The organism is Proteiniphilum sp. X52 (genome assembly GCF_003712195.1).
Lineage (GTDB): Bacteria > Bacteroidota > Bacteroidia > Bacteroidales > Dysgonomonadaceae > Proteiniphilum.
On sequence record NZ_RDSD01000017.1, the window covers coordinates 66,064 to 86,248 of the forward strand.

Annotated in this window: 13 protein-coding genes; 5 read left to right on the forward strand and 8 right to left on the reverse strand. The window is 41.5% G+C overall.

What is annotated here, in order from left to right; genetic code table 11:
- Positions 1-51 precede the first annotated feature (51 nt).
- The 5 genes from D7D25_RS13010 to D7D25_RS18050 all read right to left on the reverse strand — a co-directional run bounded on the left by D7D25_RS13010 (position 52) and on the right by D7D25_RS18050 (position 8,842).
- Complete coding sequence (locus D7D25_RS13010; protein WP_122969385.1) at positions 52-1,005, reverse strand: glycoside hydrolase family 43 protein; 954 nt, start codon at positions 1,003-1,005, stop codon at positions 52-54.
- A 58-nt stretch (positions 1,006-1,063) separates the two neighbouring features.
- Positions 1,064-2,629, reverse strand: coding sequence for a RagB/SusD family nutrient uptake outer membrane protein (locus D7D25_RS13015; protein ID WP_019539916.1), 1,566 nt, complete (start codon positions 2,627-2,629; stop codon positions 1,064-1,066).
- A 20-nt stretch (positions 2,630-2,649) separates the two neighbouring features.
- Positions 2,650-5,670, reverse strand: a complete 3,021-nt coding sequence (locus D7D25_RS13020; protein WP_122969386.1) for a TonB-dependent receptor — start codon at positions 5,668-5,670, stop codon at positions 2,650-2,652.
- 353 nt (positions 5,671-6,023) lie between these two features.
- Positions 6,024-8,567, reverse strand: coding sequence for a glutaminase family protein (locus tag D7D25_RS13025; protein WP_019539918.1), 2,544 nt, complete (start codon positions 8,565-8,567; stop codon positions 6,024-6,026).
- A 128-nt stretch (positions 8,568-8,695) separates the two neighbouring features.
- Positions 8,696-8,842: a hypothetical protein gene (locus D7D25_RS18050; RefSeq protein WP_019539919.1), complete on the reverse strand. Its 147-nt coding sequence runs from the start codon at positions 8,840-8,842 to the stop codon at positions 8,696-8,698.
- 102 nt (positions 8,843-8,944) lie between these two features.
- Between D7D25_RS18050 and D7D25_RS13030 the strand changes: the two genes are divergently transcribed.
- Positions 8,945-9,664 (forward strand): TetR/AcrR family transcriptional regulator, encoded by a 720-nt coding sequence (locus tag D7D25_RS13030; protein ID WP_019539920.1) that lies wholly within the window; start codon positions 8,945-8,947, stop codon positions 9,662-9,664.
- A gap of 150 nt (positions 9,665-9,814) precedes the next feature.
- Here the strand turns inward: D7D25_RS13030 and D7D25_RS13035 are convergent, their stop codons facing one another.
- The 3 genes from D7D25_RS13035 to D7D25_RS13045 are packed head-to-tail and all read right to left on the reverse strand — an operon-like array spanning position 9,815 to position 15,497.
- Positions 9,815-10,486 carry a DUF3823 domain-containing protein gene (locus tag D7D25_RS13035; protein WP_026327383.1) on the reverse strand — a complete coding sequence of 224 codons (672 nt, stop codon included), beginning with the start codon at positions 10,484-10,486 and terminating at the stop codon, positions 9,815-9,817.
- A gap of 35 nt (positions 10,487-10,521) precedes the next feature.
- Positions 10,522-12,363, reverse strand: a complete 1,842-nt coding sequence (locus D7D25_RS13040; protein ID WP_019539922.1) for a RagB/SusD family nutrient uptake outer membrane protein — start codon at positions 12,361-12,363, stop codon at positions 10,522-10,524.
- 5 nt (positions 12,364-12,368) lie between these two features.
- Positions 12,369-15,497: a SusC/RagA family TonB-linked outer membrane protein gene (locus tag D7D25_RS13045; protein WP_019539923.1), complete on the reverse strand. Its 3,129-nt coding sequence runs from the start codon at positions 15,495-15,497 to the stop codon at positions 12,369-12,371.
- 937 nt (positions 15,498-16,434) lie between these two features.
- Between D7D25_RS13045 and cas6 the strand changes: the two genes are divergently transcribed.
- The 4 genes from cas6 to cas8c all read left to right on the forward strand — a co-directional run bounded on the left by cas6 (position 16,435) and on the right by cas8c (position 20,175).
- On the forward strand, positions 16,435-17,208 hold the full coding sequence (cas6, locus tag D7D25_RS13050; RefSeq protein WP_122969388.1) for a CRISPR-associated endoribonuclease Cas6: 774 nt from the start codon (positions 16,435-16,437) through the stop codon (positions 17,206-17,208).
- 15 nt (positions 17,209-17,223) lie between these two features.
- Entirely contained in the window at positions 17,224-17,847 is a 624-nt protein-coding gene (locus D7D25_RS13055) for a plasmid pRiA4b ORF-3 family protein (RefSeq protein ID WP_122969389.1), read from the forward strand.
- Between the two features lie 68 nt (positions 17,848-17,915).
- Positions 17,916-18,641: a type I-PGING CRISPR-associated protein Cas5p gene (cas5p, locus tag D7D25_RS13060; RefSeq protein WP_158602619.1), complete on the forward strand. Its 726-nt coding sequence runs from the start codon at positions 17,916-17,918 to the stop codon at positions 18,639-18,641.
- Positions 18,634-20,175, forward strand: a complete 1,542-nt coding sequence (gene cas8c / locus D7D25_RS13065) for a type I-PGING CRISPR-associated protein Cas8c/Csp2 (RefSeq protein WP_122969391.1) — start codon at positions 18,634-18,636, stop codon at positions 20,173-20,175. The genes cas5p and cas8c overlap by 8 nt, the downstream gene beginning before the upstream one ends.
- Positions 20,176-20,185 lie beyond the last annotated feature (10 nt).

Genomic DNA, 20,185 nt, shown 5'->3' on the forward strand with positions numbered 1-20,185 from the left:
TATTCCGGAAACCATTCAAAAGTTTTCCGACAACAAGATAAGCAAAAATTTTTATTCAGCCAGTACCGGTATCTCGTATTGTTCTTCGATATACATCTTATCCACGCCATCGACCTTTTCAAATCCGGCTCTTCCGATATACATTTTTCTTGGATGAATATTATTTTCATCATGGTGCGCGTGGAAGACAATACGTAGATCGCCTTCTTTGTCCCAGAACATCGCACTATGCCCTACGCCAACCAGATCTCCGGGTTTTTGCAAGAGGGGATTGTCCGGATATTTTGTCCATTCCCCGAAAATATCTGTAGCGGTGGCACAGCCGATCCCGTAAAACTGGCTTTCATAACTGTTTGCAGAGTAAGTCATATAGTATATTCCATTGTGCTTCACAATAAAAGCTCCTTCATTGACCCGGGGCCAGACCTGTTCCCACTCCTGAGAAACATGAATACAGGGATGCAATGTTTCCGTTTTGATGGTCATCAGATCCTCTTCCAATTCTGCAACCCAGATATTTAAACCATCGTTGAACCGGTCAAAAAACAGATATGGTTTGCCATCGTCATCAATAAACAGTGAATTATCAATCGTTTTTTCACCTTCGAGCATGGGTTTTTGAACAGGTTGTTTAAAAGGTCCAAAAGGTGAATCTGCTATTGCAACACACATGTGTTCTTCAGCCGAATAATACATGTAAAACTTTCCGTTGACATAATAGACTTCCGGTGCCCAAAACCATCTGTCACCATATGAATTATCTTTATGCAGAGCCAGTTCCGACGCTTTTTTCCACTCTTTCAAATCATCCGATGTATATACTTCAATTCCGTCATTGGCATTGGTGCCGTAAGCATAATAGACATCATCGTGTAACATAATGAACGGGTCGGCCAATCTTACGGGGGCTGGATTATGGATAGTCTCTTCCGGTTTATCAGTTCCTTTACAGGACGACACTACGACAAAGAAACATATAAACAGCAGATACCGGTATTTTTTCATCTCTATTGTAATTTAAAAAACCTTCCTGACCCGAAAGCCAGGAAGGTTTATCATTAATTTAATAATTAGGATTTTGTTCAATATTAGGATTATTACTCACTTCATCAGACGGGATAGGCAGACGGCTATGACGGCCGATCACGAAATTGTTGAAATCGGAATCACGCGATTTCAGTTCGTCTATGCCAGCCTGGCTGTCGACCAATCCCCAACGTTTGATATCGGCCCAGCGTTGACCTTCCGTGGCCAACTCAAGCGCTCTTTCCATCTGCAAACGCTTCAGGAAAGCATCTTTATCGGAAGTCGCAGCAGCGTGGTTTACAGCAAGTGCCGGCATATTCACCCTTGCCCTTACCCGGTTGACATGTGCAACAGCATCAGAGACACTTCCTCCCGATTGAACGATACACTCTGCATACATCAACAACACGTCTGCAAAACGGATAAGTCTTACATTGGTCGGATTATGATAATCATCAAAATCACGATAATGCTCCGAACTGTATTTCCGGTAAAACACACGCCCTTTCCAGTTGTCCCTGTTCCACGTTGCTTCGTTGCTGACCTCACCATATATCCGTTCGTTATCAGGAAAATCCAGATGTTGCTCACTGTAAAATGCAGTATGCCTCAAACGGATATCGTACCCATCATTCAGATTTTTCTCTTTTTTGAATTCGGCAACGAGCCACGGGCGTATTTCACCATCCGTCCATCCTATTCCGGGAGGAGCGAAAAATTGTCCGCGATTCAATCCCAGATTGGGATTTACATCAAAGTCACCATCACCTGCGGGCGCCTTATTCACATCGGAATATTGAATCTCAAATACAGACTCTCTATTATTTTCAGTGTCTCTCCTGAAATTATCGGCATAATTGGCGGTAAGATCGTAGTACTTCTGGCCTTCACCTTCCACTAACCATTGTAAATCATTCTTGGCTTCATTCCATTGGTGCAGTTGCATATAACATTTTGCCCTGAAAGCCAATGCCGCTCCTTTTGTTGCGCGTCCCTTATTGGCATCGTCCCACTCTTCCGGTAAAAATTTCTGCGCTTCAGTAAAATCACTTATAGCCTGTTGATATACTTCGGAACCAGTATGCCCTTCGGGTTGCATTCCTGGAGTAGACGGTTCGAGTACGATAGCCAGACTCTTATTATCACCTCCCCATAACAAAGCGAGATTATAATAGTAAAGCCCCCTCAGAAAGTATGCCTGGCTAAGAATCCTGTTTTTTTCATTTTCGTCGGCAAACGTTATGTCAGGTACAAAATACAATACCTGATTGGCTCTGAATATTGCTTCGTAGCAATCCCTGTATGTCCAGGCGTTACCTTCCCAGAAATTGTAGTTATTATACCTGAAATCGGTCCATTCTTTCAATTCTGCCCAGGGACTTTGACTAAACCCTTCATCCGAGGTAAGATCCAGCCGGAACCATATCCACCGGCTATATGTTCCCGGTTTATAAAACATATTGTACACTGCATTGATGCCATATTGTGCATCGGTCTCCGTTTTCCAGAATGTTGCCGTAGTGATGGTATTCGGATTCTCCACAGTCACATCACAAGCATTTAACAAGAAAACAGCAAATAATAAATATATGATTCTTTTCATTGTAATAAGTTTTCTGAGGGTTAGAATGATATTTGTGCTCCAAAAGTTACTCCGTAGGGATTTGGGAAATATCCGCCATCATAGCTGCGATCCCAGATATTGGTATTGAGGAACTCAGGATCCAATCCCGTATAAGAAGTAAATGTGATCAGATTCTGTGCATTTACATATACACGAATATTACTGAACGTACTGCCAAGCATTGATTTCGGCAGGTTATATCCCAACGCCATCTGTTTTACTTTGAGATAGCTTCCGTTCTCTAACCAGCGGTCCTGATTGCCTCGCACATTACGGGAATCAGCATAAATGGGACGTGGATCTTTGGCATTCGGGTTTTCCGGAGTCCATGGGTCGTAACTCACGCGGTAATTCGAATTGTCGTCAAAACGGTCGAACGCGCTTCTCGGGCCATTGAACGATTTATGTCCGAACGCGCCTCCCATCTGGATTTGAAGATCGAAGTTTTTGTATTCAAAACCAAGATTCATGCCTAACTCGAATTTCGGAATGGTAGATCCGCAGTGCTGCCTGTCGTCATCGGTTATTATTCCGTCATCATTGTAGTCTATATACTTCACATCACCGGGTTTGGCATCGGGTTGAATGATTTTCCCTTCACTATTGGTATGGGCATATACTTCTTCCTGGGTACGGAATAACCCATCTGTTTTGATCAGATACCATTCGCCTATCGGCTCTCCGGGAAGAGATTTCGTATCCCATTGAGTGAATTGTTTCAAATTATAGGCAATCTCCGTGATCTTATTCTTCAGGAAAGAACCGTTTACATTAATGCTATAACCAAAATCGCTATTTATCCTGTCGCGCCAGGTAGCAGAAAGTTCCACACCGGTATTCTGCAGGGTAACAGCATTCACATAAGGATTTCCACCGTTATTGCCGGTCACCATCAGTATCTGCATAGGAGCCAGTACATCCTTTGTTTCTTTCAGGAAGTAATCTACTGCAAGATTCAACCTGTTATTAAGCAACATGGCATCGAATCCGACATTCAACTGAGTCAGCCTTTCCCACTTTAAGTCATTATTTGCCAGTCTGATCTGCGTCATACCGGTGTGTACATTCTGGCCTGTTCCGAAGACAGCCTGAGGGAATGTGGTAATAAATGACACCCAATCCCATACACCGATATTTGAATTACCCAGCACCCCGTAGTTGGCCCTTATCTTCAGATCGTCTATCCAGGAAGATTCAAAGAAATCTTCATTACTGATCCTCCACCCTGCCGATACGGAAGGAAAATATCCTACCCTGTTGTCAGGCGAAAATTTAGAAGACTCGTCGCGACGCATAGTGAAACTCAACAGATACCTTTCGTCGTAGTTATAGTTTACACGGCCGAATACCGAAAATAATTTCTGTAAGTCCCTGTAATTTCCTGTCTTTGGATTTGAAAGCGCTGCATCAAGCGTATCAAAATAGCGACCATCGCTCGTCATCAACACATCGTTCTTTGTTCCCCAGATTTGCTCATAGGTGGAGGTAAAATAGCTTGTACCCAATACCGCAGAGATATCGTGTTTGCCAAATTTTTTGTTATACTCCAGCGTATTATCAAATACCAATCCCTGGTATTGAGCCTGGTTTTTATTTAAAGAAGAAGGGTCATAGGGTTGGTTGTATGTCCAATAGCCTTCTTTCCGTAAATAAGAATGTCTGTCATTACTGAAATCAAATCCGAGATTAAACCTGTATTTCAAGGCTTTCAGCAATTCAAGTTCAGTGAAGAGATTTCCCCTGACGCGTAAGTTGCTGTTTTTGGTATCTTCAAAATCTTCCTTTGCAAAAGGATTTGTTCCAAAAGTAACATCCCTGCTTCCATCACCGTAACCATATCCACCCCTGGCTGCATTGTTCTCATCATAAACAGGAATGGTGGGGAGCATACGATATACATCGACAATAGGATTCGTATTCAGTTCATCTACAGCAAAATGGCTTAACGTAATATTTTCCCCGATACGGAACGTAACATTGTCCCCAAAATCACGTGTAGCCGAGGTATTTGACCGCAAAGTAAAACGTTCGCTTTGGGTCCCAATAGTTGTCCCGGAATTGTGCTGGTAGTTACCTGAAATAAAATAGCGGCTACCGCTATTACCCCCCGAGAAAGATATATTGTGATCCTGTACGATACCGGTCTTAAATACCTCTTCCTGCCAGTCGGTATTTCCATCGAAATGGTTGGCCGGCTGCCGTCCGGCATTGGCAAAAGCCAAGTCGTTCAGCTCAATCCATTGATCCCGGTTCGTGAGGTTGTATCTGGGCAGCCATTGCAGGGTGGCACGCGAAGAGACATCGATTTTCATCTTGCCTTCCTTCCCCTGTTTGGTGGTGATAATAATTACCCCGTTACCGGCTCTTGAGCCGTAAATAGCTGCGGCTGAAGCGTCTTTCAACACCTGAATGCTTTCGATATCGTTAAAATTAAAATCCCGGTTGGCGCCGGAGACCACCCCATCCACCACATACAATGGAGTACTGGTTCCAAATGTACCCGTACCACGAATTTCCACTTTTCCTTCCCTACCCGGTGCACCGGCAGTACGTACGGTTACCCCGGGAAGAGTACCCAATGCGTCACCCACCGTACCGGTTACGATCGTATTTTTCATCTCGTCAGGATTAAATACGGAAACAGATCCTGTCAGGTCGGCCTTACGGATTGTCTGGTAACCGATGACTACTACCTCTTCCAACAGTTCTGCATCTTCTTCTAATGTAATGCTTACGGATGTTCTTCCGTTAAGAGCGACAACCTGCGTTGTCATTCCTACATAGGATACTTCCAATGTTGCATTTGAAGGCACATTCTGCAAGGTAAAATTACCATCTATATCAGTTACGGTTCCGGTAGATGTACCTTCTACCTGCACTGTTACGCCGATCAGTGGTTCTCCTTTGGTATCAGTAACCACACCTCTTACGGTAATTCCCTGTGCATACAAACATAAGGATAATGTCCACATCAGTACGAACAAAACCCCATTCGATAAATTGAAAATTTGTTTTTTCATTCTCACATTTTGTTTAGATTATGAATTAAGTAAAAAAGATTTACAAAAAATAAGTGCTAATCAGACGCTTATCTTCTCTATTGTTTGAAGAAATAAATGGATTTCCTCCGGATGGAATAGATTAATGCCTCGCCTTTCATTTTTTGCAATTATTATATTAGCAAAAGAACCTTCTTCTTTACACTTGTCATGTCATAATCGTCTCAAAATGTATTAAAAATTTATCATAAATTCACATGTACATGATTAATAATTGTTTAAGGAATACACAGGAATGCCGATATCCTCAAACATGATAAACCCCAAAAATTTCACCAACTTTTGGGGTTTATATTTTATTTTACAGATAATTACTATTTACCTTTCTCCAATAATTTCTGTTCCAGCATCTTCATAAAATATCCGCCGACCACGGAGCGGGCTTTAAAGTTCATTCTTTCTGCGGTCACCGTATCATGCCAGTCGCTGACAGGTACACGGGACGAAGTTTCATCCGCATATTTATAGACGAGATCGACCAATGCATTAAAATCATTCATATCACCTGTAAGAGTCGCCGTCCACATGATCCAGTCCGATTTGGTATACGTGGCCCGATTGTCCAGAGGCAAGCCATATTCATTCTGTTTAGTGAGATAATAAGCCATTTCTTTCCGGGCAATTTCCGGATCAAAAACATTAAACCCTAACAATTTATCCCACACTAAATTATATTTCTGACTCCAGGTACCTGCCTGATCGAAAGTGAGCTTATAGTGGTGATCGCCGTCGCGGGCCATCTTCTCCCACTCCACAGCCATTTCAGCAGCGATATTCAAATACCTTTCCGACACATCGGTTTTCTCCAGCATCGAAGCCAGTTTCCCATAGGAAGCAATTCCCATGATCGCTTTGACAGAGAGGTTCGCGTTATGGGCAAGATGTCCAGCAAAGTCATCGGTACAGAGCTGATCATCGGGATCCAATCCTTCCTCAACCAGATAATCGGTCCAGGTGGTCAGCACATCCCAGTGTTGGGCGGCATAACCGGCATTTCCTTCCATTTCGGCAATGGCAGCCGTCAAGATCAACATATTACCAGCCTCCTCTACCGGCATATCCTCTCCGTAAGTCTGACCATTACCAAGGGGATAGGTACCTATATCATGTGCGGGAAAGGGTTTAGTCCATCTTCCACTTTCACTGTAATAGAAAATATGGTTCATCAGCCCTTTTACCAATTCGGGGTTATAGAGCAGGAATAAGGGAGAGGAGGGATAGGTTATGTCTACCGTACCGATAGAACCGTTGCTATTGTTCTCTTTCGACAGGAACAGGAGTGTTCCGTTTTCATCCTTCACTAACTTATGGGCTGCAATTGCCTGCCGGTAAGCCAGCGCAGCCAGTTCGGCATATTTCCTGCCTCCTGCCTTTTCGGCATCCGCCATCATGGTCCGGTTGAAATCATCGCAACGTTCCAGGATCGATATATAGTCAATTTCCGCACTTTTGAACGCCTGGAAAATATCCACAGTTCCGTCGTTAGTCCAGTAACCTTTCAGGTTCTTCCCGAAATATTGTATGGAGTAGATATCATCGTAACCCAGCATAATGAATCCGGCTCTCTTTTCGGATGTCACTTCACCCAGATCACGGCTGTAAGCGAGTACCGTCATCTCTTGCGTCATATTTGCGGAAAGTTCTTGGGCCAATGCCCCGGAGATCTGTCCGGTCGTTTGAAAGGCTTCCTTGGTATCCCAATTATCACCGAAATTCAGGGTTGCGCCGTCATTACCGGTACCGGTCAGATAAAAATACCCCCAATCGATGCGCACGGCGTCACCACTCTTCCGGAGCATGGGTTGTTCAACGGTGCCGGTTTTGAGGAAGGTTCTTCCTTCTTTTTCGATCTTCTCAAAATTGACCGGCTGGCTATCATCGTGTACCGCCCACTGAGGGGTTGCCTCAAAATAGACCTGCACATCATGCGATGCTCCGTCGTTAGATCTTACCTGATAAGTGATGTAACTTACCGGCCGTGAAACAAGTGTCAGGTCGTTCAGAAGTAGGGGTGTGGTAAAGATTACATCCAGTTCTACCGGGCCGCAGTCAAACGTATAAACGGTTTGCGTAGGCAGCAGGCTTACCGATTTCTGCTCTGCAGTACGTTCAAACGATACCTTATTCTCTTCTTTCTCATACAGGCCGAAATCCACATAGGCTCCACCTGTTCTGTTATGACCATGGGCGGTAATGATATTCTCTCCTTTTCTGAGTGTAGCTTTCACCTCTTCTGAAAGTTCCTCTATCACGTTGTACTTCCACGTGTAGCCGGTTTTTACAACCGGGATCCCGTTAATGTACAGCTCAAAATCATCGTCGTGCGAATAGTGCAGATAGATGGTTTTACCGCTCAAGTCTTCGTCCAGATTGAACGTACGTCTTACCCAAATATCTTTTGTTTCCCAAAGAGTGGAGAGATGGGGTTCATTTGGCGTGCCGAAAGCAGCCTTACCCGTTTGCCAGGATACATCATTGAATTCCAGGCTCTTCCATCCTTCTCCCGCAGGTTCATCAAAAGTATATTTGCCTTCCCATTTTTCTTCACGGACCGTTGAAAGAAGCGGTTTCAACGGCAGACTTTCTTTTCCCATAAACCTATACACTTCGCCATTCACTCTTAAGGCTCCCAACAACGGAAACCCTTTATCGGTCCAATGGCGGGGCTGGTCATCATAGAGATTATCGGTATATGACCATGCGTTAAAATAAGGATCCACCGTAACCAGTGGATAGGCCGGTGCACGGAGCCCAGTGATAAGATCGGTGGAAACTATATTGATTGTGGATGTATTTTGCTGACATGCATATAAAATGAAAGTTGATAAAAGTAGTACCGCTAAAAATTTATTGTTCATACGTTCCTGAGATTAAAAGAATTAAATTATTAGAAAAATTATTCATGCAAAGCTACCACAAAGATAAAGAAATAAGTACACAGGAGCCCCCTTTTTACAGAGAACTCCTATGTAACACTCGTCATTTACTATTCAATGGCCTGGTCTTCATCCGGAATTTGCGTATTGATAACACCACCGGTCTCCCCTCCTGAGAATTCAGCAAATACCTTGTAGTTACTGCGATCGGTACGATCTTCATCGATGGTTGGGACGAGCGAAGCTAATATTCGCAATTATGTCGAAAATGGGAAGTCACCGAAATTCGATGGACAAATTGGTCTATACATTAATGTTAGCAAGAATATTATTGGTGCATTTTAATATTATCTATCGAGATGTCAACTAAGCGAAGAAAAAGAAGATCAAAAGAAGAAATAGACGAAATAATAAATAAAGCGGCTATTGCGCTGATCGAATCCGGAGGGTTTACAAACGTAACAGTAAGGAACATTGCCGAAGAAGCAAAAATTGAAGCAGTTGTATTCTATAACAGATATAGCAATATTGAAGATTACATCGATGAATTTGTAAAAAAATATGACTATTGGTTTACGAATGTCGCCAAAACTGATGGGGAAATTAACGATAAAGAGGAATATCTTCATATAATAAAGAATCTTTTCATTTCTTTAAAAGAGAACAAGGTGATGCAGCAGTTACTCCGTTGGGAAATTTCCAACCATAATGATACGACCCGACGTACTGCAGGATTAAGAGAATTTCATACAATCCCCTTAGTCGAGAAATACAAAGAGATTTTCAAAAACGCCCCGTTCGAGATAGAAGTCATTTCAGCATTAATTATCGGAGGCATCTATTATCTTGTGCTGCATGCAAACTTAACTCCTTTCGCCGGTATAGATGTAAATTCAGAGGAGGGACATGGAAAAATATGCAAAGCAATCGAATTTATGGGAAATTTCTTCTTCGATAACATGTCGCCATTTGACAACAAAATACTGGAAGTTGCAAAGAAAATGAGAGAAAAAGGAATTGAAAGTGATATTATTACAGAATGTACGAAAGTGCCAAAAACTGTTTTACAAAAACTTTAAGTTTTTATATCGCTTTTTGATACTGTCCAGGAAAAAACGATAACTTTTTTTTAAAATTAGAGATCAGTTTTTTATTTTATTATTAAAATAGTAAAACGAACGAGGGGTTGTAATTTTTTTGCATCACAACCCTCGTTTCTTGATTTTATTTTATTTCAATTGAACAACTTTGGAATAAATGGCCTGGTCTGCACCTTTGGCTCTTACACCTACTCTTGCATAGAGATGTTTAGCAGAAGTAAAATTATTATTACCGGACATATCCATTGACAAGTTTAATGTACCAGCCTGTAGATCTGTGAAATCCTTACGGGCAAGATAAGACACATCATCCACAAAAGAGGTCTTGCTGACCAATAAACAAACATAGTCTATTTCAGCCGTATTCACAATCTGGGTTACATTGAAGGTTGCATTCAACACAGAACCGCTAAGAGACAGGCTTTCGTTGGATATGGTAAAATAGGGAGTTACTTTTACTTCCACATTGGTCGATCCTTTGAGATTGACGACAAGCGTGTCCCGCGTATTCACCCAGGGTCCATTCTGGTTTCTGGTTACTAATTTATATTCACCGTCAAACAGTGTTGCCTGAAAAGTACCGTCTTGCTTCACATACACCCGTATATGATCTCTCAGTTCATACCCGTCCTGATAAAGCTGCAACTGTATCGCTTCCCCGGTACCGCGTAATCCCAATGTCTCTCCGTTGTATGTTATTTTGCCCTGCAATGTCGATTGAGGAGCATCATAGTTATCAAATCCACAGGCGGTAAGTGTAGCCGCTGCCATTATTATTACGAAATATTTATAAAGTCTCATATTTATCATCGTTTACAAATTTACAATTTGAATTTTTATTGATAAGGATTCTTTACCAATTTAGGATTATTATTAATCCATCCCTGATCAATAAAATTATAATAGTTCCTCATCTCGAAACGTCTTGGATAAGGCGACATGTGTGTGGGGAACTTATCAAAAACCCATTTACCATTGTTGGGATTACCGGGATCATTAATCAGATAAGGGAATAAAGCCATCTGTTGGGCATACTGTTGACCAACATACTCATTTTGTCCGTTTCCATTCCAGATTTGATGCGCCAGCCTCCAACGTTTCAAATCCCAATAACGATGATCTTCAAAAGCAAATTCCACCCTTCTCTCGCGAACGATATCATTGAAGGTTACAGTTGCAAGTTCTTGTATGCCGGCTCTATTACGCACTGCATTGATATATGTCAAAGCTTTTCCTGATTGTCCCAGTTCAAGTGCCGCTTCAGAAGCGATCATATAAGCTTCCGCGATACGGAATCGGGGAAACCACATTTCGCTCCTGCGTCCGCGGGTAGAGGCACTGGGTGTTTCATCCATAAATTTGCGGAAGAAGAAACCTGATTTATTCACAAATTGGTTGTTGGTAGTTGTCGGACCATTCACAGATGTGATAAGAACGTCATTATTATCTCTTTCACCCGGTTCACTGGTTCTTATTTCCCATTTTCCATCTCTCAAATATTTCTGTCCGGCTTGTAATACTACAGGCGTACCTTTAAAGATAGCACCAGGATAAATAACAGTACCCCATAAACGTGGATCTTTATTGGCAAAGGCATCTTCCGGATTGTCATAATAAACATAATCCCCGTTAGCCTCTTTCGTCCTGATTTGTCCGTTCCGGTCATTGATATATTCAAAATCCTCCACCAGATTCAATATTGGGCCTGCATATGCACGGTCGATATCTTCTGCATGCGAAGCAGGAATATTAGATTGTGTGAATCCGTTCGTTTGTCCGGGGTATTTGTAATCACGTGCCCAGATCACTTCTTTATTATTCTCTTTTACCGAAAGGGCTTCATAGAAATTACGTCCCCTATCGTCAGGTTTAGTCAGCTGTAATTCATATTTGCCACTGGCTATCACCTCTTCAGCAGCTGCAAGTGCAGTTCCATAATAGCCTGCTGCCAAATCAGCCGGAATGCCCACTTCCTCACCGGTAGTCCGGACCGGAGCAGTCATTTTGTTGTTATAGTTTGCTATTGAACCGGCATAGACGGCAGCACGGGCTTTCAACATCAAGGCAGCCCATTTGGTGGCCCTTGCGGCATTAGTAGAAGGATCTGTCGGCAGGAAATTTTTAATGGCTTCACATTCGGAAATGATATAGTCATAGAGGCCAGCCTCAGTGGAACGGGCATATTGCATTGTAGTAATATCCATACCGGGCGTGTATTCAAACACCTCGTCACCAATAATAGGCATACCACCCATTCCCCGTCCCATATTAAAATAGAGCCATGCCCTGATAAACCGGGCTTCACCCTCCAACTGATTCCGGGTTTCGTCATCCAACACAGTCGATGCGCGTACCCCTTTTAGGAACTGGTTCAAATTGCGGAGTAACGTATAGTCATATACCCGCCAACGATCATTTTCAAAATCCTGACGGGTATCCGGACCTCCATCCGATTTGGAAGCTTCATCCAGAATAGTATACGGATAAGAGTCATCTATATGCTGTCCCCAGGTTATTCTGCCATAAAAATTGGAAAGTACAGATTTGATCATTACAGCATCTCCGAATATCTGATCATCCGATAAGATGGTATCAGGTTCCCGTTCCAGAAAATCGCTGCAACTGTTGAACGAGAAAAGAATTATAGCCAAGGCTACGAATATATTTTTTATCTTCATAATTTTCAGAATTTGAGAGTTAAACCAACGTTAATAATCCGCATAGTCGGATATGCCAAACCATTTGTATCCTGGATTTCCGGGTCAACATTAATTAAGTTGGTCAATCCAAACAGGTTCTGTCCCGCAAGATACAAACGCAGATCGGATATGGAAGCTTTATTTACAATGGATTTGGGAACCGTATAGCCAAACTCAAGATTCCTTACTTTGATATATCTCACGTTTTTCTTCCAGAAAGTACTGTTCCAGTAATTACTATGGCTGCTATTACCGATTAACAACATGGGATATTTACCCGGGATCAGTTCACTATTGGCATCCCAAATATCGGTAAGGCGCCATGTATCTTCCATATAATACTGGGGATTGTTTCCTCCATCGTGGAATGGATTTCTCTGTTCCCACTCCTGATACCAGGTAGACATGCCACCACCTGTCAAGTCAAATGCAAGATCAAATCCTCTCCATAAGAATGAAAAATTCAATCCGAAGTTTAAAACAGGTGTAGAATCCTGGCGATAACCTATCGGACGCTCATCCATCCCGTTAATAACACCATCGCCATTCACATCCTTGTATTTTATATCACCCGGACGGAGTGTCCTGTTACCCTGTCGGTCGTTATCGATCGGCCACGATGCAATCTCTTCCCAGCTCTGGAACTGTCCGTCAGCTTCCAATCCCCAGTTAAGGTATCCAAAACGATGGTTAATGGAATTCCGGTATACATTCCATGAGTTACTGAAACGGGGTTTATATTGTTCCCAATCATAAAAACGGGAATAGGTCACATTGGCTCCAATGGAATAAGTCAATTCATTTATTTTATCGCTCCAGTTAGTAGCAAAATCATATCCCATGTGCATATCCGAATTCAAATTTTCACTTGGCAGACTGAATCCTACTTCCGATGGCAATAAAATGTCATACCTTGAGGCAGGTAATCCTGTACGCATACGACGGAAGAAGTCGAAAGAACCAGAGAGTTTTCCGCCCAGGAAGCTGGCATCCAATCCCACGTCCAGGATTCGAGCCTTAATCCATGAGAGTGTTGTAACGGGAAGGCCACGGGGTTGCGTACCTATCGTATATACTCCGTCAATCACGGAGGAGGCAGTACCGACCCAATCTCCATTATTATTTCGGTATTGTTTGTAATTATATCCGCTCATATAGTCAAATGGATTATAACCGCTCACATTGTCATCTCCAACCAATCCATAAGACGCCCTCAGTTTCAGATCACTGAATATCCCGGATACCTTGCTGTCACGCCAGAAATTTTCTTCAGAAATTCTCCATCCAAAAGAACCTGAAGGGAAGAATCCCCAGCGGTGGTTTGGTGGAAATTTCCATGAGCCGTCATAACGTCCGGATAATTCTACCAGGTATTTATTGGCAAAATCATAGTTGATACGTCCCATGTAACCTAACCGAGCCTGTGTATTATTGCCTCTGTCATCATAAGTATCCATGGTCTCGTAATCGATCAGATGCAGGGCGTTAGACGTAGGAATTGAGTGTACCCATGTTGAGGGTTCATCACGTTTAATGGCTTCCAAACCAAGCACTGCGGCGATATTGTGATCGGCGAATCTCTTATTGTAAGACAACTGAATATTAGAGGTCACCTCTTCATTATAACCTTGCCGCCTTTCTCTCCAGGGATTGGTATTTTCAAACATCACCGGATAGGTATCTGTTTTTTCGTCGTAATCATACAACTTATAAGTATATTCCTGGTTATCCAACTTTTGATTTGCCAGGTAATAACTTGCCAAAGCACGAGCCTTTAAACCATCCATAATCTCATATTCAGCATCGAAAGTCAACTGTACAACCCTCCAGGCTTCCTCATATTTTCCGGATAAATCGTAATTTAACCAGGCAAAATTAGTTCCTGCTTCTGTGGAAGTCATGGTCGGATAAAGTGGATTATCGTTTGCAAACGGCCTTCTGGTAGGCAGGTTACGGAACGTACCAAAGCGTGGCAACCAATAATCATCTCCACCGGGTACGCCGGGATTTACACGCCTCTCGATACGGCCGTTCATTCCCCCACCAATTTTCAAACGATCCGTGATGTTGGCATTCACATTCATTTGCACGTTGGTACGGTTGAATCCTCCATAATTTACGATAATGGCATCCTGGTTCAGATTCCCCACACTGAGGTAATAGTTTATTTTATCTGATCCACCGGATACATTCGCGTTAATGTAGGTCTGCGGTGATGTTTCCCAAATGTAATCATACCAGTCAAAAGGTACATATCCTTTCTCGGTACCCTGCTGCCACTTCTGATAGTCTTCTTTGGTATACCTGTAATCAGTTCGTCCCTGGACAGTTTCAGACTGTATATAATTTTTAATATAGGTAACAGCATCTGCCGGTCTTGGAAAATCATACAGGCTCTGCATTCCGTAATAAGCATTCAAAGTCACTGTATTCTTGGTATTACGTGACCCTTTCTTGGTATTTACCACAACTACCCCGTTGGCAGCACGCACACCGTATATAGATGCGGAAGCATCTTTCAACACTGATATTGATTCGATATCATTGAAGTCAATATTGTTGAACTGACCTTCGTCTGACTGTATACCATCTATCACAAACAATGGCCTTCCCATATTTCGTATTTGGATATTGGTAGTAGAGCCGGGGCGACCATCCGTCTGGCGTGAATTGATACCGGCAATCTTACCGACCAGGGCACCCGATGAAGTGGAAGCTTTAGACCTGCTGATATCTTCGGCACCAATTACAGCAATTGCAGATGTCAATGACTCCTTTCTCTGCGCCAATCCAAATCCGGTCACAACCACTTCACTCAAAACTTCCGAATCTTCTTCAAGAGTAACACTCAACGTATGTCTTCCGTTAACATTCACAACCTGAGTTCGCATACCCACATAAGAAACTTCCAACACAGCATCCGGTGCAATATTGGACAATATAAAATTACCATCTATATCGGTAACCGTACCAATAGCTTTCCCCTGCAACTGCACCGTCACTCCCACAAGAGGTTCACCATAGGTGTCAATCACCGTACCGCTCACATTAATATTCTGAGCAGACACACTAAAACATACTATCCCCAAAAATATGGATAGTATACTTTTCATTAAATTAAACGAAACTTTTCTTCTCATCCTTCATTTTGTTTAGATTATAAAATAAAAATAAACACACAACAATTTAAGTGCACTTAATCTTGCACTTCATCTTTCACATCAAACAAGAAACAATTGACAACTTTTGCGTTTTTTAAATTAAAAATTAGATTTCACTTACTTAACGGTCTGGTCTTTTCTACATAATAACTTACTCAATTTTCGCCTGTAAATTTGGAATGTATGCAACTAAATCGGAGATATTCAGATATTTTGTGGGGACCCATAGTGCGAGTTGAACGTAAAAAGAGTAGTTGTCTGAGCGAAGCGGGTTCTACTCTTTTAGTGAATATTTGCGTTAAGCCAAATGAGCAGAACCAAGCTTGCTTGAGCTATGCCATGGCGGGCAAATATCTAACTTTATTGAACGAGGACTATTATGGGGCATAAAACATTCGTCAGTTGGAGGATTTAGTTGCAAACATACGACTTACAAAATGTGAATAACTTATAACCTCAGTCTAATGTAGATAATGAAAAACTGCAAAACCAGGTCTTTTGATTATTATATTTATTTGGCAAAAGTCTTCTTTTTTTTACAGAATTAATGCCATTTTCATCTCAAAAAATAGCAAAAATTCATCATTATATTTTCAATAACATTTAACCCATTGATTGTCTGCTTATTGCTGGTTCCATATGATTTCATATGGTAATATAAAAAGTATTAACTTTGGGCTGTGGATTCTATCCGTTCATTTACCTTGGCCTTGGGTTTAGAAAAACCTCGCCATATTGCAAAAGTGGATTTAGAGCCCGATTCATTCCGGTTAGGAATTCATATGGATTTTGAGCGAGGTTCAAAATTTTTTATGGAACACCGCGTGAAATAATGATTTTTTGTGTAAGTTTGCCCTTGAACTTAAAATAATACGGAAACAATTGTAAAATGCGCTTTAAACTCACCTTGTCCATTGATAAACAAGCTCTAGGCAACCGGCTTTCTTTCAATTACATGTATGAATGTTCGGCTTTGATTTATAAAATTCTTTCCAAATCCGATGCCGAGTTTTCTTCCTGGCTTCACGAAAATGGTTTTGCGGTGAACGGGAAGCGGTTTAAACTTTTCACCTTTTCCCGCCTTCAAATACCGTCGTATCGAATCGACGGAGCTTTTATATCCATACAATCCGATACGATTGAGTGGCTTATCTCTTTTCTGCCGGAAAAAAGCACGCGGGAATTTGTTCAGGGACTTTTTCTCGAACAGGAGTTTGAATTGGGAAACAGACAGGCTAATATCCGATGCCGGGTGCGGGGCATAGAGGTGTTGCCGCCGCCGGACTTTACCGGGTGCATGCGTTTTGAGACTCTTTCGCCCGTCTGCATTACATTGAAAGGCGATGAGGGCCGCCAGCAATATATTCCCCCCTCGCATCCCGAAGCCGAAAGGCTGGTTCGCCTGAATTTGCTCGATAAATACCAGGCATTGCGCGGAGAGGAATTTCCGGCAAGGGATTACCCGTTTGCCTTGAATGCGCTTACCGCCCCCAAACCCTCCTTGATAACCATCAAAGCCGGCACCCCGCAGGAAAGTAAGGTGCGTGGTTATCTCTGCCGTTTATCGTTGACCGCGCCGGCCGAGTTGATAAAAATCGCGTATGAAGCGGGAATCGGTGGAAAAAACAGCATGGGGTTCGGCATGATTAAATTACTGGAATAAATAACTGAAAAAATTATGGCATTCTTATTTAAAATCAAAATTCACGGCAGTCAGAAACCGCCCATCTGGCGGAAAGTATTGGTGAACGAAACCCTTTCGTTCGACGATTTTCACGTGGTCATCCAGATTCTGTTCGGGTGGGAAAATGCCCACATGTACCGTTTCTCCCCCAAGGGTTGGACAGGCAGGCCCGAAATCAGTTACCATTATCAGGGTGATTCCTTCATGGAAGCGCCGTTATCGCCCGCCGACACCTTTCCGCACGGTAGGCGATACGATGCCGAAGAAATTAAATTGAGCGATTACTTTGCCGCACCCAAAGATAAGATAACTTACATTTACGACTTTGGCGACAATTGGGAACACATTGTCGAACTCGTCGAAATCGGCCATGAAGCTGTCATTTATCCCATTTGCACAGGCGGTAAAGGTTCTGATCTGGTTGAGGATTGCGGCGGAATATGGGGGTTTTATGACATGGTTGAAGCCGTGAATAATCCCAAACATCCCGAGCACAAACAATACCGTCAATGGCTCGACATGAAACGGGGCGAAAAATGGGACTTGCACGCCTTTGACTTGGAGGCCACCAACGAGATTCTGAGGGAGGTGTGGAAGCTGAAAGGGAGGGAAAAATAAAATGATTTTTGAGCCCATAGAAGCTGGCGAAATGAAGAGTTTAATTTGTAGAATGAAAATAAATGGACATGGACACATTAAAAATTGATATAGAGATTTTGAGGAAAATCCCGAGCAAAACGATTAAAGTGGAATTGTTAATAGAACCTTTAGCTCCATTATCTATGGTATCTGGTATGCCCGGTTCTTTTTATAAAACCCTTAATGTTCCAAGCAAAATAATGATATGTGGACTAATAGAAAATCTTCTCGGGTGGCATATTGCGTGGAAAGATAGAAGGGCAATACAAAATGATATTGGAAAGTTAAGGAAAAAACAAAAAGTAACCTATTCAAGTAATACAAAAGGTTCAACATATATTCCTCTTTTGATGGAATACTTTGATGTTATTGATGAACCAATAATAAATTTTTCAGAAGTGTATTTTTTTGATGATTTATGGAGTAGGTGTTATCGTCGTTCTGATGAAGTTGTACATCCAAAAGGAACTGACAATATAGACTATAGATATATTCCTCAAAAATGGAAGTTAAAACGAGATGAAAAAAATCAAGAGAAAGTAGATGATAAAGCATTAAAAGAATTCTTTAAAGAGAAGATTGATTTTTTTCCTATCTATTATACAACACCTACTGTTCGAGAATATATTTATTTACAAGGTTGGTATGTTGTCCAAATGATTATGGACGAAAAATTGTTTACGATGTTGATGGAAAAATTAGAGATAAATAATATCGGATACTTGGGTAATAATGAGGGTTGGGTAAATTTAAAACTATCGAAAAATGAATAAACATCCTTATATTAGATATGCGCAGGCATTATTAATGGTTGAAAATGAATTGTCCTCTATCAATGAAATAACTTTAGATCATATTAAGGCTGAAATAGAAAAGGGGTTAAACTCATTTCGTGTGCATCCATCCGAGTCTATTGAGGGTAAAACAAAAGTGCAATATGTTTTTGATAAAATAGAAAAAGGAGATACAAAGAAGGGTGTTTTCCTTTCTCCTAATACGATTTCAAGCGATAAACAAGCCAAGAATCTTTGGGGTGCAGCAAATAAATATCTATCAGAAATTGATAATAGTAATTGTGGTGATTTGTCAAAATATACAGATATAGGGATGTCCGAAGTCCCAATTTCTGGTGAATTTCTTTCGTTTTCCGATAAAGGGAATATTGGCAGAGGTAAGCCTAAAGCATCTATTAAAGAACAAGGTTTTGGAATCGTATCAACACTCACGCCATTGAAACCTTGTCTTCAATATAGAATTGGGAAAAAGGGTCAACCGGAGATGTTTAATGTTTGTATTATTCCCGATTTGCCGATTGATAAAATGATGGATTTCATTCGTGTTTTTAAGCAAATACGGATTCAAAAATTGGAAGGTGAATTATTAGTTGGCAACGTAGTGATTCAAGTTGACAAACAGGGTGAAATTAAAGATATTTCGCCCAAACGACCTTTGATTTATAATGGCAATTTCCCAAATCCACCGAAAAGCAGTGCTTTAGGAAACATTTCATTATTGGGAGCTATTGGTGAGTTTGCCAAACAATCAGAGGTATCTGATAGGGCATTAAGCGTATTGGAAGGTCTTAAGAGTGCAACCATGTATATGATAAAATATGGCGGTGCTACAACTTTTACCTACAACCATCATATAGTTAACATGGCAAAAGAAGCCAAATTGAAAACAGTTGTTGACAGTCTCTACTATTCAAAATTATATAATCAAGATACACGCACAAGCATTAATACCGAATATCAAAAGTTTGATTTGTTTACAAGTCGTTTTTTGCAATTATTCACACAACCTGCATTTAAAGATTTTCTATCGTTTCGTGCAGAATATCCTGAACCGGTACAATTATTACTAAACTTATATTTTATCAAAATGGAAAAAATAGATCCTAAAATTGTTGCTTCTGCCCGACAATTGGGTAGATGGCTAAACTTAGTTGCTTATTTTGCAGCTAAATCTGAAATTAAAGATGGTGCAAATAATTATTGGGGGGAACTCCGAAAAGTAAAGGCAAAAGTTCTTGTGGAAATGGAGAGTTCTGCTTTTGCAGCAAAAACTGGAGATGGTTTAGTTGCACAGGTGATAACTCGTGCGGGGCGTTTGTCGGGTATGGATGCTCCAGAGTCGGCATCATTATTTATGGAAAAAACGATGAGCGGAGAACTACCTCTTGATTGTGCAAAAAATTTACTCATTGCGTTTTCAAGATTGAGAAATAAGAAACAGAAAGAAGAACAGCCGTCAAACATAACAGCTGAATACGGGGAAGATGATTCGGAAGATTTAAGTGAAGAATAACAACATTAAA

Bases quoted from the DNA above. Each gene is read 5' to 3' on its own strand.
- D7D25_RS13010 (WP_122969385.1), bottom strand. From the start codon at position 1,005: ATGAAAAAATACCGGTATCTGCTGTTTATATGTTTCTTTGTCGTAGTG.
- D7D25_RS13015 (WP_019539916.1), bottom strand. From the start codon at position 2,629: ATGAAAAGAATCATATATTTATTATTTGCTGTTTTCTTGTTAAATGCT.
- D7D25_RS13020 (WP_122969386.1), bottom strand. From the start codon at position 5,670: ATGAAAAAACAAATTTTCAATTTATCGAATGGGGTTTTGTTCGTACTG.
- D7D25_RS13025 (WP_019539918.1), bottom strand. From the start codon at position 8,567: ATGAACAATAAATTTTTAGCGGTACTACTTTTATCAACTTTCATTTTA.
- D7D25_RS13030 (WP_019539920.1), top strand. From the start codon at position 8,945: ATGTCAACTAAGCGAAGAAAAAGAAGATCAAAAGAAGAAATAGACGAA.
- D7D25_RS13035 (WP_026327383.1), bottom strand. From the start codon at position 10,486: ATGAGACTTTATAAATATTTCGTAATAATAATGGCAGCGGCTACACTT.
- D7D25_RS13040 (WP_019539922.1), bottom strand. From the start codon at position 12,363: ATGAAGATAAAAAATATATTCGTAGCCTTGGCTATAATTCTTTTCTCG.
- D7D25_RS13045 (WP_019539923.1), bottom strand. From the start codon at position 15,497: ATGAAAAGTATACTATCCATATTTTTGGGGATAGTATGTTTTAGTGTG.
- cas6 (WP_122969388.1), top strand. From the start codon at position 16,435: ATGCGCTTTAAACTCACCTTGTCCATTGATAAACAAGCTCTAGGCAAC.
- D7D25_RS13055 (WP_122969389.1), top strand. From the start codon at position 17,224: ATGGCATTCTTATTTAAAATCAAAATTCACGGCAGTCAGAAACCGCCC.
- cas5p (WP_158602619.1), top strand. From the start codon at position 17,916: ATGGACACATTAAAAATTGATATAGAGATTTTGAGGAAAATCCCGAGC.
- cas8c (WP_122969391.1), top strand. From the start codon at position 18,634: ATGAATAAACATCCTTATATTAGATATGCGCAGGCATTATTAATGGTT.